The 13,614-nt window shown below is 63.9% G+C and carries 13 protein-coding genes; 1 reads left to right on the top strand and 12 read right to left on the bottom strand.

Annotated elements, in window-relative coordinates; all coding sequences use genetic code 11:
- Positions 1–2: 2 nt before the first annotated feature.
- From BPNPMPFG_RS26845 to BPNPMPFG_RS26795, 11 genes are all read right to left on the bottom strand, one after another.
- On the bottom strand, positions 3–995 hold the full coding sequence (locus BPNPMPFG_RS26845; protein ID WP_023758127.1) for a PhoH family protein: 993 nt from the start codon (positions 993–995) through the stop codon (positions 3–5).
- Positions 996–1,078: 83 nt separating this feature from the next.
- On the bottom strand, positions 1,079–2,488 hold the full coding sequence (gene miaB, locus BPNPMPFG_RS26840; protein ID WP_258591610.1) for a tRNA (N6-isopentenyl adenosine(37)-C2)-methylthiotransferase MiaB: 1,410 nt from the start codon (positions 2,486–2,488) through the stop codon (positions 1,079–1,081).
- A gap of 142 nt (positions 2,489–2,630) precedes the next feature.
- Positions 2,631–3,431 (bottom strand): lyso-ornithine lipid O-acyltransferase, encoded by an 801-nt coding sequence (gene olsA, locus BPNPMPFG_RS26835; RefSeq protein WP_258591609.1) that lies wholly within the window; start codon positions 3,429–3,431, stop codon positions 2,631–2,633.
- A gap of 20 nt (positions 3,432–3,451) precedes the next feature.
- Entirely contained in the window at positions 3,452–3,946 is a 495-nt protein-coding gene (gene rimI / locus BPNPMPFG_RS26830) for a ribosomal protein S18-alanine N-acetyltransferase (RefSeq protein ID WP_023758130.1), read from the bottom strand.
- Positions 3,946–4,623, bottom strand: coding sequence for a tRNA (adenosine(37)-N6)-threonylcarbamoyltransferase complex dimerization subunit type 1 TsaB (tsaB, locus tag BPNPMPFG_RS26825; protein ID WP_258591608.1), 678 nt, complete (start codon positions 4,621–4,623; stop codon positions 3,946–3,948). The genes rimI and tsaB overlap by 1 nt, the downstream gene beginning before the upstream one ends.
- A 110-nt stretch (positions 4,624–4,733) precedes the next feature.
- Entirely contained in the window at positions 4,734–5,840 is a 1,107-nt protein-coding gene (locus tag BPNPMPFG_RS26820) for a DUF1513 domain-containing protein (RefSeq protein ID WP_258591607.1), read from the bottom strand.
- A 2-nt stretch (positions 5,841–5,842) separates the two neighbouring features.
- Positions 5,843–6,922 (bottom strand): imelysin family protein, encoded by a 1,080-nt coding sequence (locus BPNPMPFG_RS26815; protein ID WP_258591606.1) that lies wholly within the window; start codon positions 6,920–6,922, stop codon positions 5,843–5,845.
- Complete coding sequence (locus BPNPMPFG_RS26810) at positions 6,922–8,523, bottom strand: di-heme oxidoreductase family protein (RefSeq protein WP_258591605.1); 1,602 nt, start codon at positions 8,521–8,523, stop codon at positions 6,922–6,924. Before BPNPMPFG_RS26810 ends, BPNPMPFG_RS26815 begins: the two co-directional genes overlap by 1 nt.
- A 12-nt stretch (positions 8,524–8,535) precedes the next feature.
- On the bottom strand, positions 8,536–9,021 hold the full coding sequence (bfr, locus tag BPNPMPFG_RS26805) for a bacterioferritin (RefSeq protein WP_111544702.1): 486 nt from the start codon (positions 9,019–9,021) through the stop codon (positions 8,536–8,538).
- Positions 8,987–9,298 (bottom strand): (2Fe-2S)-binding protein, encoded by a 312-nt coding sequence (locus BPNPMPFG_RS26800; protein ID WP_111544703.1) that lies wholly within the window; start codon positions 9,296–9,298, stop codon positions 8,987–8,989. Before BPNPMPFG_RS26800 ends, bfr begins: the two co-directional genes overlap by 35 nt.
- A gap of 84 nt (positions 9,299–9,382) precedes the next feature.
- A complete protein-coding gene (locus BPNPMPFG_RS26795) occupies positions 9,383–10,672 on the bottom strand; it encodes an imelysin family protein (protein ID WP_258596943.1) in 1,290 nt (429 codons plus the stop codon).
- A gap of 462 nt (positions 10,673–11,134) precedes the next feature.
- Between BPNPMPFG_RS26795 and BPNPMPFG_RS26790 the strand changes: the two genes are divergently transcribed.
- A complete protein-coding gene (locus BPNPMPFG_RS26790) occupies positions 11,135–12,388 on the top strand; it encodes an NAD(P)/FAD-dependent oxidoreductase (protein WP_258591604.1) in 1,254 nt (417 codons plus the stop codon).
- A gap of 110 nt (positions 12,389–12,498) precedes the next feature.
- On the opposite strand, the gene BPNPMPFG_RS26785 is transcribed toward BPNPMPFG_RS26790, so the two are convergent.
- A complete protein-coding gene (locus BPNPMPFG_RS26785; protein WP_258591603.1) occupies positions 12,499–13,602 on the bottom strand; it encodes an ISAs1 family transposase in 1,104 nt (367 codons plus the stop codon).
- Positions 13,603–13,614 lie beyond the last annotated feature (12 nt).

The following is a 13,614-nucleotide window of genomic DNA, read 5'->3' as shown; positions in this document are numbered from 1 at the left end:
GATCAATTCTCGGCGCCGAGGCCGCGCGCCAGCTTGGCATCCCGGTCGTAGGCCCTGACGATTTCCGCCACCAGCGGATGGCGAACGACATCGCCATCGTTGAAGCGCACGGTCACCGCGCCCGCCACGCCGTCCAGCACACGCAAGGCTTCGACCAGGCCCGATTTGGTGTTCGAGGGCAGGTCGATCTGCGTCGGATCGCCGGTGACGATCATGCGCGAATTCTCGCCAAGACGGGTCAGGAACATCTTCATCTGCATCGGCGTGGTGTTCTGCGCCTCGTCGAGGATGACGGCGGCATGCGCCAGCGTGCGGCCGCGCATGAAGGCGAGCGGCGCGATCTCGATCACTTCGGCGGCAATGGCGCGCTCGACCTTGTCGGCCGGCATCATGTCGTAAAGCGCGTCATAGAGAGGACGCAGATAGGGATCGACCTTCTCCTTCATGTCACCCGGCAGGAAGCCGAGCCGTTCGCCGGCCTCGACCGCCGGCCGCGACAGAATGATGCGCTCGACCATGCCGCGCTCGAGCAGCATCGCCGCATGCGCCACCGCCAGATAGGTCTTGCCGGTGCCGGCCGGGCCGATGCCGAACACCAGTTCCGACCGCTCCAGCGCCCGCATATAGGCGTCCTGGTTGAGCGATCGGGCATAGATCGTCTTCTTGCGGGTGGCGATCTGGGCGGCCGAGACCTTGCCCTTGCGCTCCAGCGTCGGCAAGGTCAGCTGATCGTCGGCGGCGATCGCCATGCGCACGGCGCCGTCGACGTCGGACTGGCCGATATCGACGCCCTTCTGCAGAATGCCGTAGAGATTATCCAGGGCGCGGCGCGCCTGCTCGGCGGCCGACGCCGAGCCCTTGATGGTCAGCTGGTTGCCGCGCGAGCGGATGTCGACGCCGAGCTTCTGCTCGAGCCTGGCCAGATTCTCGTCGAACTGGCCGTAAAGGGCGCTGGCAAGCTTGTTGTTGTCGAAAGTCAGAACGATGTGCGCCATGTCAGAAGCCCCAGACGCCGGTACCGGGGGCAGGTTCTTCAGCTCTGCTGCGCTCAACCGTCTCTCCTCATCTGCCAAGACCCTCAGGCCAATTCGGCGAACAGGCTGTTATAGCCCGTCTTCGTGATTCGCACCTGGATAATGTCACCGATTTCGCCGGCCTTTTCATCAACAATAACCGGCTGCAGCCAAGGTGAGCGTCCGACCTTCTGCCCAGCCTGGCGGCCGGGCTTCTCGATCAGCGTGTCGATGGTGCTGCCGACCAGGCTTGTGCCGAAATCCTGCTGCTGCTTCAGAAGCAGGGCCTGGAGCCGCTGCAGGCGCTCATCCTTGACCGTTTCGGGCACATGGTCGGCCATCTCCGCGCCCGGCGTGCCGGGACGCGGCGAATATTTGAACGAGAAGGCCGAGGCGTAGTTCACCTGGCGCACCAGTTCCAGGGTCGCCTCGAAATCCGCCTCGGTCTCGCCGGGGAAGCCGACGATGAAGTCGCCGGAAAGCGCGATGTCGGGCCGGGCGGCACGAATGCGGTCGAGCAGCGCCAGATAGTCCTTCGCCGAATGCCGGCGGTTCATCGCCTTGAGGATGCGGTCGGACCCCGATTGCACCGGCAGATGCAGATAAGGCATCAGCGCCGGCAGATCGCGGTGGGCGTCGATGAGTTCGTCATCCATGTCGCGCGGGTGGCTGGTGGTGTAGCGCAGCCGCGCCAATCCGGGGATTTCGGCCAGCCTGAACAGCAGTCGGCCAAGGCCCCACTCCTCGCCATTTTCGCCCTGGCCGTGCCAGGCATTGACGTTCTGGCCGAGCAGCGTCACCTCGCGCACGCCGGCTTCGGCCAGACGCTGCGCCTCCGCGACGATCTGCGCCACCGGCCGCGACACTTCGGAGCCCCTTGTATAAGGCACGACGCAGAAGGTGCAGAACTTGTCGCAGCCTTCCTGCACGGTGAGGAAGGCGGTGACGCCGCGCTTGATGACCTCGGCGCGCTTGGGCTGCGGCAGGTGTTCGAACTTGTCCTCGATGGCGTAGTCGGTCTCGACGATCTTTTCGCCGCCGCGCACCCGCGCCAGCACATCGGGCAGCCGGTGATAGGTCTGCGGGCCGATGACCAGATCGACGGCCGGCGAGCGGCGGATGATCTCGGCGCCTTCGGCCTGCGCCACGCAGCCGGCGACGCCGACCAGCATCTCGCGCCCGGCCAAAGCACGTTCTGCCTTCATATCGCGGATGCGGCCGAGCTCGGAATAGACCTTTTCGGCCGCTTTTTCCCTGATGTGGCAGGTGTTGAGTAGCACCAGATCGGCCTCGCCGATGGCATCGGTGGCCGCATAGCCGTCGGCGGCCAGCGCATCGGCCATGCGCTGTGAATCATAGACGTTCATCTGGCAGCCATAGGTCTTGATGAAGACCTTCCTGGTTGCAGCAACCGGCGCGGCCATCTCGTTGGCCGCAGCGGCGATGTCGTCACGCTCTATCGTATTCAAGTCCATCCGGCGGCTTCTAACGCCTTTCCGTGACAAAAAACAGACGATTCTCCGCTGTCATCGTCATGCGTTCCGGCGGACGCGCTGCTCTTTTTGTTTTGACGCAATTCCGGACGGAAAACCGTTTCACACTTTTCCTGGAATTGCTTTAGCGGCTCGGGCGTGGATCGGCGAGTGCCGCCTGCATCATCGCGCGCACCTGGCTTTCCATCAGCTTCGACGTTTCCTTGCGGTTCGAGCCCTTGGAAAAGGCGATCGGCTCGCCGAAATGCACCTCGACGTCGAGAGCCCCTTCCGCGAGCAGCGCCTTGAGATGCGGCATGAGGTCCTCGTCGCCTATCCAGGCGGCAAGCGGCCGATGTCGGCGGCCGAGCGGCACCCCATGCAGGCGCGTGTAGACGATTGCCACCGGCTGGATGAACACCTGCTCCGCCGCACCTTCCGAAATCGCCATCGAAGCGGCGCCGAACAGCGTGCTCTTGAAGGGCAGGATCATGTTGCCGTCGCCGGTCGAGCCCTCGGCGAACAGCACCATGGCGTCGCCCTTGGCCATGCGGCTGGCGATCTCGCTGGCCTGGTCGCCCGACGAACGCTTGCGCTCGCGCTCGATGAACACGGTGCGCTGCAGTTTCGACAGCATGCCGATCAGCGGCCAGCCTTCCATATCGGCTCTGGCGATGAACTTCACATCGACCATGGAGCCGAGCACCATGATGTCGGTCCAGGAGATGTGGTTGGACGCAACCAGCAACGGACGCTTGGTCGAGAGCGTACCCTTGACATGGATGCGCATGCCCAGCGCACGGATGATCAGCCTGTGCCAGATCTTGAGGATGATTGTTTCCGGCCACCAGCCGGTTTTCATCGACAGGATCTGCAACGGCACAAGGATCAATGAGCCGGCGACGACGAGGCCCAGCGCCAGGAAAATCCTGATTTTCTTGATCATCGCCCTACCCCGGCCTCTGGCTAGCGAAGATCGCGGCGCATGACAAGCGCCCCGGTCGGTCCGTGTTCGGGCGACTTATAGTAATTCGGACGTTTGCCGACCTCACGGAAGCCCAGCCGCCGGTAAAGCGCGATCGCCGCAACATTGGTCTCGTCGACCTCGAGGAACAGTGCTTCGGCACGCTGCGCATGCAGTTCGCGCAGCACTGCATCCATCAACTGCCAGCCCAACCCTTGCCGGCGATGCGATCGCGCCACCGCAACGGTCAGAATCTCGCCCTCGCCGGCCGCCAGCCGGGCCAGAACGAAGCCGACCGGCGGCTTGGCGCCCTGCCCGGTTTCGCGTGCGGCATAGCCGAACACGGTGTCCTGTTCGAGCAAAGCGGCGAATTCGCCATCGGTCCAGGGGCGGACGAAGTCCTCGCGGTGCAGCAGCGAGACCGCCGGGCTGTCGGCGATCTTCAGCGGCTCGAGCGCATAGTCCCGGCGGCGTGGTTGGAGAAAAGGTATGCGCATTAGTTTTGTTGCCTTGATAGCATGAAACCAGCCTGCGGCTTGGCATCGGCGCCGCGCAGATAGAGCGGTTTCGGCCTTTCACCCTCACCCTTGGCTGCCGCCAGCCGGGCGTAAGTGGCAATGTCTGCGGTGGCCGTCTCGGGACCGATATCGAAGGCGCGCCCGGCCGATGCGGCGATTTGCGCCGCCGCGGTGCCGGCGAGCACCGAAGCGCTTTCCGTCGCCATGGTCACGGCAGCAGCCAGTGTGGTCACAGCCGGACCGTAAGCCAAAACCGACATTTCATCATAAAGTGCGGCATGGATTTCCTCGCGCCCGGCATCGAGCGCCGCCAGCACGGCGCGGCCGGGAAATGCCGCTGCTGCTTCAGCCGCCAGCGCCTCGAGCGTCGTCACCCCGATCGCCGGAACCTTCAGTGCCAGCGCCAGACCGCGCGCCGTCGAGACGCCGACACGCAGGCCAGTGAAGGAGCCGGGACCGACGGAGACCGCGATGGCGCCCAGACCTGCATAGTCGGTTGCGCTTGCCGTCAGCGCTTCGGCGATGACGGCCATCAGCCGCTCGGCATGGCCCTTGCCGAGATCGAGCACCGAGCGGCCGAGCTCCTGCTTCGTCGCTTCGTCATAGACGCAGGCGGCGCAGAGGTTGGCGGCACAGTCGATGGCAAGCAATTTCATGAAACGACCGGTTCGAGAAACAATTCCCTGTGCCCGCCACGGCCCGCCACCGCAAGGGGATAGTGTATAATTTGTTAAGCGGCTTCGCTTCGGCCCGGCGGGAAAAGTACCTATGCGGCCTGTTCGATGCGCAGCATGTGGTTGTCCCAGACATAGTCCGGTTCGGAGCGTGTCGCACCGCTGCCGTCGATGATCTCGCCGGCGCCCGTCGTCGCCATGAAGCCGGCTCCGTCGGGCGCCACGCCGCAAACCGCGACCAGCGCGCTGTTCGAGACGACCTGGCCGCTCACCGCATCGATCACGACAAGCGAATTGCCTTCCGGTGAAGAGACGGCGACGGTGCCGACAAGCGGATTGGCCGCGACCGAACCGATGTAGTTGCGAAAGCCGGACAGCACGTCCTGCGGCATGTCGAGCAGTTGCAAATCCTTGCCGCGCGCGGCGCGGCCGACCAGCAGCGGACGATCGGTGCCCGGCCCGCGGTACTGGCAGCCGAACCAGACCGTGCCGGACCGATCGGTATCCATGTGACGGATCGACAGCTGGTGCAGCGATGCCGGCAATTCGTGCCTCTCGATGAGGTCGCCGGTGACGCGATCGATCAGCACGTAGGACGGCTTCATGGTGGCGATGTTGAGCTCGGCGCGGCCGTAGTCCGGATGGGTCTCGATGCCGCCATTGGCGACCGCGATCGTCCTGCCGTCGCCAAGCAGCAGAAGCTCGTGCGGACCCATGCCATGGGTCGGGAATTCACCGACGCGGCTGAATTTCGCCCGCGCGTCATAGATGCCGACCACGCCGGCGGCATTGTCGAAGTCGTTCTCGGTGGCGTAGAGCAGCGCCCCGTCGGGGGAAAACACGCCGTGGCCGAAGAAATGCCGGCCGCCGATGCTGGCGATGGTCAGCGGTGCGTCACGGCCTGAATGATCGAAGACCACGGCGAAGGTGCCGGGCTGGCGGGCGAAGACCACCGAACGCTTCGACACCGGATCGTAGGTGACGTCATGGCCACGGTCGGGCAGGTCGATCGCATGCAGGAGCTTGCCGGCCTCGGACAGGACGGCGGCGCCATAGCTGCCGTCGCGCTTGACGAAGGCGGTGGCGAAGACGGCGTCGGCCGCAAGCGTGCTCGCCCAGGCCGATGGCACTATGGCGGCAGCATAGCCAACGCCGGCGGCCCTGAGGAAATCGCGACGATCGATGAGCGGCATCTTCAAGTTCAGTCCCCATCCAGCGACGAAAAGCCGGCGGTCAGGCCGAATTCGGCAGTCAGCCTGGTGCCGATCAGGGTCGACAGGCTGGAGGTAATGAGCGCGAGGTGATCGAGCTTTTCACGCAGTGCCGGATCGACAAGCGCCTTGTCGATCGGACCGCTGACCGCCTTGGCGGTGGCGACGCCATTGACCAGCTGGATATGGATCGATTGCGCCATCCAGCGCGCATCGGGCGGCAGGGCATCGCCGAGCCTCGAGGCCTGGAACAGCGCGTCTATCCCCGACAGATTGCCGGCCAGCGAATTGGTGGTGTTTTGCGAACGCCAGTAGATTGCCTGTCTTGGCTTGTCGGCTCCCGGCTTGCCGCCGAAAAAGCCCTTCAGGCGGACATCGCGTACCATCTCCAGTTCGTTGATGAAGACGCCGACCAGTTCAGTCACGGCTTCGTTGCCGTCGCGGTAAAGCGCGTTTTGCGGCCCCGGATTGGCCCAAAGCGCGGCGAAGCCGTCCGGTTTGTTCCACGCGGCGCTGACATCGCCAGCCATCGTTTCGATGTTGCCGGCAACCGCCGCGCCGTAGGCGCAGCGATAGGGCTCGGCTTTGCCGCTCAGCGCCTCGGCGCCATCGCCGTACAGAACGAATTCCAGTGCGCCCAGCCCTTGCATGGCAACGCTCTTGCCGGCCAGCTGTGCCGGATCGGTGGCGGTCGGATCCTTGTCCGACAGAGCCGCCTGCACCTGTTTCAGCCCGATGCTCTTGCGATCCGGCCAGAACAGCATGCGCTCCAGGCGGTTGTTCTCCTTGATCGGCCCGAACCCGATGATTTCGGCCGACGACCAGGCATAGACCGTCGCCGAAAATTCGGCACGCGCGGCATCGAGCTCCCCCTGCGAGGGCGCTTCGCACAGCCTGTGCATCGCTTTCGTCAAGATTTCCGCATGGTCGTGCAGGCTGGCATAGGCCGGGCGGACAAAGCCGTCGATCGCCCGCTGGATGATTTCGGAGGCCTTCACCGCCGCCGACGCCGGGACGGCGCACAGCAAAGCCAGCGGCAGAACAAGAACCAGTACGGAACGCTTCAGCATCACAGTGACTCCAGGAATTTGAGCAGTGCATCGCGGTCGGCGGCGCTGGCGGCGGCAAAGCGGTCGCGCGCTTTCCGCGCCTCGCCGCCATGCCACAGGATCGCCTCGGTCAGGGTGCGCGCCCGCCCATCATGCAGGAAAAAAGAATTGCCGTTGACGGTTTCGGTGAGGCCGATGCCCCACAGTGGCGGGGTGCGCCATTCATTGCCCGTCGCCTCGCCCACGGCCTGGCCATCAGCCAGGTCAGGCCCCATGTCGTGCAGCAGGAAGTCGGAGTACGGCCAGATCAGCTGGAAGGCCTGCGCCTTGTTGGGCGTGTCGCGACGGGTGACGAATTTCGGCGTGTGACAGGCGATGCAGCCGATCTCATAGAAGATTTTCTTGCCGGCAAGCACATCTAGCCGGTCGAGGTCGCGGCGCGCCGGCACGGCCAGGTTGCGCGAATAGAAGGTGACCAGATCCATCACCGGCGGCGGCGCCTCGACCGGACCGAGGCGCTGCTGCACGCCATTCGGCATGGCCAGGCATTTTGTCTGCGCCGCAGTGCAATCGCCCCAATGTTTCGGCTCTTCCGGCGTCGAGATGCCGATGTCGCCGGCAAAGGCATCCGCTGCCTGCTGGCGGATCGACGCGGTCTGCGCCTTCCAGCCGAAACGGCCAAGCGTCAGCTCTCCGCTCTGGCCGTCGCGCACGATGTTGGGCCTGCCGGAAATGCCGTCGCCGTTGCTGTCGTCCGGATCGGCATGGCCAAGGATATCCGCCGGCGCGATCTCTTCGATCAAGCCAAGGCCGATCATCGGTGGCGTCAGGCGCGGCGACAGCGTGGTGCGCGGATCAAGCGGGCCATAGGCAGGATCGACGACCGAGTAGCTCGGCTTGCGTAGCGAAATCACGGCGCCGTCCGCCAGCGTCATCTGTCGTTCCTGATAGTCGACATGCATCCTGCCTTCGCCGCGCAGGCCGGGCACGGCCAGTTCCTGCAATTGCGTGCCGTAGACCGGGTCGGGGAAGTTGAGCACCCGGTGGTCGGCAAGTGCTGCTTTCTCTTCCGCGGTGCTGGCGTCGCGGGCCAGCCGCAGGAACATCGAGGTGGTGCCGGCGTCACCTTGCGGCGGACGGCCGCGGCCGTCCTTCAGATGGCAGTTCTGGCAGGCGCGTTCGTTGAACAGCGGCCCAAGCCCGTCCGAAGCCTGTGTCGAGGAGGGCGACGACACCCAGTTCTTGCGAAAAAGGGCGTTGCCGAGCTTGAAGGTGCCCTCCTCCTCGAATGTGATGTTGGCCGAGGATTGCAAGAAGGAATCGCGGCTGACGTCCTTCCTGGACGTGCCGGCACCACCTTGCATCAGTTCGAACGGCTCGGGCCTGGAGAAATCCGACGTCGGCCTGGTGATGGCGGTGACGCGCGCCTGATCCTTCGGGTTGAGGTCGGAACGCGTGGTGGCGAAAGCGCCGGGCTGAAGGTCTCCGGCCATCGCGGAAGAGGAGAGCGCCACCGCGAGGATGACAAAGCACCTCTGCGCCAATCCGACTGGCGTTTTCTGGAGGGGCGGCGAGCCGTTGGCTCGCCGCAAGCGGCGCAAGAAGTCTAGCAGGCGCCGCATTCCCGCATGTCCTTAGTCCGCCTCGTCCGCCGATGCGGCGTTGAGCTGGCCGTATTTTTCCTCGCCGATCGAAGCAAGCAGGTCGAGCTGCGTCTCGAGGAAGTCGATGTGACCTTCCTCGTCAGCCAGCAATTCCTCGAACAGCTTCATCGTCACGTAATCGCCCGCTTCCTCGCAGATCTCACGCGAGCGCTTGTAGGCGGTACGCGCGTCATATTCGCCGGCAAGGTCGGATTCGAGCACTTCCTTGACGTTCTGGCCGATGCGCAGCGGCGCCACGGATTGCAGGTTGGGATGGCCTTCAAGGAAGATGATGCGGGCCACGAGCCGGTCGGCATGGTGCATCTCCTCGATCGATTCCGCCCGCTCCTTCTTTGCCAGCTTGGCGTATCCCCAATCCTCCAGCAGGCGGAAATGCACCCAATACTGATTGACGGCGCCAAGCTCCAGAAAAAGAGCCTCGTTAAGCCGCTCGATGATCTGCTTTTCGCCTTTCATGGGTTCTGCTCCCGTATTGGACGCGCAGGCCTCTGACGCGATCCAGGTGTGAAACGATATCCACGCCGCTCGCCTCCGAACGGGCGTGGTAATTTTCGGTGACCCGAATGATCGTTTCGACCACATTTGGGAAGCACCCGCAACAGCGACCGCGCTTCTGCATGGCATGATAGACCTTGGCCGGCACGATCAGCTGCCAGGGATCCTGGTCCAGCAGCCCGATGATCGTCTGCTCGATTTCCCTCTCGGTGATGATGTTGCAATGGCAGATCAGCATTCATTTGCTCGGATGGCTGACGGCGCCTCCCGCGCCGTGTGGCTTGATGTCTTGCTGGAGCCCCAGGCTCCAGGCTTTCGACCCTTACTTGAACACCTTGTCCGGCGCGTCGAGACTGTCGGAACCCTCGAAGGCGATGGCATTGAGCTTCAGCGTGTCTACGGCGCGTTCGATCGACTTGGTCTGGTCGATCAGTGCGTCGATCGCCGCCTGCACGGCGGCATTGCCTTGCGTGTCGCCCTCGGCGATCTGCTGGTCATAGGCCTCGCCGGCCAGCGCCCGCGCCTTGATCGCCTCCATCTTGGCGACACTGACATCGAGCTTGTCCGACAGTTCCTTGTCGATCGCCGGATCGGCGGCCTTCACCATATCGGCCACCGAAGGCCCCGAAACGACGGTGCCGTCAAGCCTGGTGTAGTTGGCGTGATAGGCAGAGCGGATGCCGATGGCGTCATAGAGATGCGAGTTGTAGGTGTTGTCGGAGAAGCAGTCCTGCTCCTCTTCCGGATCATGCAGCAGCAGGCCGAGCTTCATACGCTCACCGGCCAGTTCGCCATAGGACAGCGAGCCCATGCCGGTGAAGATGATCGAGATGGCGGTGTTCGGTTCGCCATCGACGAGGTTCTTGCGGGCAGCGCCGTCGTCCTTCCAGTCGTTGACCATCTTCTGCAGGTCGGAGACCAGAAGGTCGCTCGCCGACTTCAGATACTGGGCACGGCGGTCGCAATTGCCGCCGGTACAGTTCTTGAGGTCGTAGTCGGTGTAGGGGCGCTCGCCAGCGCCCGGACCGGTGCCGTGCAGGTCCTGGCCCCAGAGCAGGAACTCGATGGCGTGATAGCCGGTGGCGACATTGGCCTCGATACCGCCGGCTTGCTGCAGCGTGCCGGAGAGAAATTCCGGCGTCAGGTTGGTGGCATCGACCTTCTTGCCGTTGATCTCGATCTCCTTGTTGGCGATCACATTGGCCGTATAGAGCGCATTCGCATCCGATTCGGTGCCGTAGCTCTTGGCGACATAGTCGATCAGGCCTTCGTCCAACGGCCAGGAATTCACCTCGCCTTCCCAGTCGTCGACGATCTTGTTGCCGAACCGATAGACTTCGGTTTGCGGATAGAAAACACGCGCCGCCTTCCAGGCGTCGCGCGCGGCATTGAGCGTTTCCGCCGAGGGCGTAGCGAGCAGGGCATCGACCGCCTTGTCGAGGGCCTGCGCCGTGGTCAGCGTATCCCCATATTTGGCGAGCCCGATATCGGCGTAGGTCTTGATGACCGCCTTGGCATCGGTTTGCGCCTTGGCAGGCAGCACGAACACCGCCGCCGTCAGCAGGGCCGTGGCGCCGACCGCCGCAAGCCTGCCGCCATACCGTGCTGTCATCATCGCTCTCATGACTGTCATCTCCTCAGGAATTCACTGAAACAGGGGCGCCAAAGGCGCGGCAACAGGCGACCTGCGCCAAGTCAGCCAGGCACATGCCATCGGGCAAAAAAACAGCCACGACACGGCGTGGTTTGCGGAAGACAGACACCGAAATGCCTCCAATCGAAAGGGTTCAAGGCCCAGACATCAAAGGGATGCGCCAATGCGCGAGCCTCCATAAAGCTTCGACATCGCCGGATGTCAATGGAGATTGGCAAGAAAAATCAATTGAAACAACAGTTTAGAACTATTCTAAACTACGAATGTCAACTTTATGCACCAGCCTGCACCGGTCTTGCCGCTGAACTGTCCGATTGACAGCCGCCATTCCGGGTGCGACCCGCAAAAGCTTTCTTGCGGCGGCGCCAGACAATCGCCACTTGGCGAGACATCCTAGACTCGAAACGGGATTGGAATGCGATGAAGAACGGCGTGGTCATTGTCGGTGCGGGTCATGCGGGCGTGCAAGCGGCCGCCAGTCTGCGCGAGGACGGCTATGACGGGCCGGTGATCCTCATCAGTGACGAGAACGAGCTGCCTTACCACAAGCCGCCCCTGTCGAAGACCTTCATCAAGGATGCCGAGGCCAAACCGCAGCCGCTGCGCGGCGAGGCCTTTTACACCGGCAGCGCCATCGACTATCGGCCGGGCATTCGGATCGAGCGTATCGATGCCGGCCGTCGCAGCCTGGAGATATCAGGCGGCGGCGCGCTTGCCTTCGATCATCTGATCCTGGCGACCGGGTCGCGGCCGCGCGTCCTCCCGCTGCCAGGCTCTGATCTGTCCGGCGTTCTGTCGCTGCGCTCGCTGGCCGATGCACGGCTGATCCGCGCACTGAGCGCGCAAAGCGACGAAATCGTCATCCTCGGCGGCGGCTTCATCGGGCTGGAGATCGCCGCCACGCTGCGGGCGGCCGGCCGTACGGTGACTGTGGTCGAAGCGGTCGACCGGCTGCTCGGCCGCGCCGTGGCACCTGTCGTGGCGAGCCATGTCCGGCAAAGGCTGGAAGCGACTGGCGTGCGCATCCTCACCGGCACCAGCATTGCTAGGCTGGAAGGCGAAAACGGCCATGTGGTGGCCGCGATCACCTCGTCAGGCGAAAAGTTGCCGGCGCGCGTGGTCATCGTCGGCATCGGCGCCGTGCCGAATGTCGAACTGGCTCAAGAAGCCGGTCTCACCGTCGCCAACGGCATCCGCGTCGATCACCAGATGCGCAGTTCGGTGCCTGATATTCTCGCCATCGGCGACGCTGCCTCTTACCGGCACTGGTTCACCGGCGGCGACGTGCGGCTAGAATCGGTGCAGAACGCCACCGACCAGGCGCGGCTTGCCGCACGTACGATCACCGGCCACGCCGACGCCTATTCGGCGGTGCCGTGGTTCTGGTCCGACATCGGCGACATGAAGCTGCAGATGGTCGGCCTGACATCAGGCGGCGACAGCCATGTCGTGCTGGGCGACCTACCCGACAACAAGTTTTCGATCTACCACTATGCCGGCGACCGGCTGCTGGGTATCGAATCGGTCAACCGCCCCGGCGACCACATGCTTGGCCGCAAGATGCTCGGGGCCGGCTTCTCGCCGACGCCGCAGACGATCGCGGCTGGCCCCGAGGGCCTGAAAGCGGCGCTGGCCGCTTTCCAGCAAGCCGAGCCTGCCCGCGCCGCGGGTTAGCAGGCGCTTACCCTCCCCCTTGTGGGGAGGGTCGCTGCGAAGCAGCGGGTGGGGGTCGGCGCCAGGCCCCCCACCCGGACCTTCGGTCCGACCTCCCCACAAGGGTAGGGCTATCGCATATGAGTGAAGAGGCTGAGCAGGTCTTGATCGGCCCATCGAGCTTTGAGTCGTTTGTGGCTGAGAGGAATGTTTTCGGGATCGGCTCTGAGAACATTGAGCGTGAGGCGTCGAAGTATAGCGTGGTTGGCGGCTGTGTTGTTCTTGCGCCCTCTGATCTGATCTTCGCCGAGCAGGACGTCGAGTTGCCAGTGCAGGTCATTCTCGATGCTCCAGTGGCGACGTACTGTGGCGAGCAGTTCCTGTGCCGGCATTTTGCGCGACAGCGCATAGCAGCGAACCTTGTGTGTGGTCTTGCCCTCGACGGTGCGCCAGCTTTCGACACGGCCGACGGCGCAAAGGTCGACGAGTGCATTCTTGCCTGGTGTCTGGGCGAAGGGAACGACGAAGGCACGCCGTACCTCGTGACGACCATGCGCATCCTCTTGGGTCTGATGGAACCTGGTCGCTTTGCTCGCCGCCGCCTTGTCGAGTACGGCGCTGGCTTCGTTGACCAGTTTCGACTGGTTGCCTTTGATGGCGATCACGTAGTGGCCGCCGCCGTCGCGCACGGTCTTGGTCATGCGGCGATGGCAGTGCAAGGCGTCGGCGGTGACGGTCAACCCCTTGAGCGACAACAGCTCGAGCGCCGCGATCGCGGCCTGCACCTCGCCGCCCTCCCGCGCCACGGTCTGGGCCAAGCTCATGAAGGTGTCGCAGCCAAAGACCGTGACCACCAGCGGTGGCATATGGGAGCAGCCCTTGGCGTAGGCGCGCCTGAGGCTCTTGCCGTCGATGGCGACCTGACCTTTCGGCACATCGATGCGTGCCCGCTCGCCGAAAGCGGCCATGAAGCGCATGAAGGCATCGTTGAGGGCGACAGGATCGACTGCCGCCAGCACGCGGCTGAAGGTGTCGTGGCTGGGCGCGCCACGATCGAGCGCGATGAACTGCTGCAACAAATCGAGCCGGCTCTTGGCAAACAACGCCATTTCCGTGCAATGCGTCGCCCCGCAAAGTACCGCGGCAAACGCCACGAACAAAACCTCCGGCAAGGGGTGCTGCGCCGTGAAGTCTCGCGGGTCCGGAACCTCGCCGAATACATCCAGAAACACCATCGCGACCTCCTG

Origin of the sequence: Mesorhizobium sp. AR07, from assembly GCF_024746815.1 — a bacterium.
Classification (GTDB): Bacteria; Pseudomonadota; Alphaproteobacteria; order Rhizobiales; family Rhizobiaceae; genus Mesorhizobium.
The sequence above is the reverse complement of the archived record's forward strand: the minus strand, read 5'-3'. Positions and strand labels throughout refer to the sequence as shown.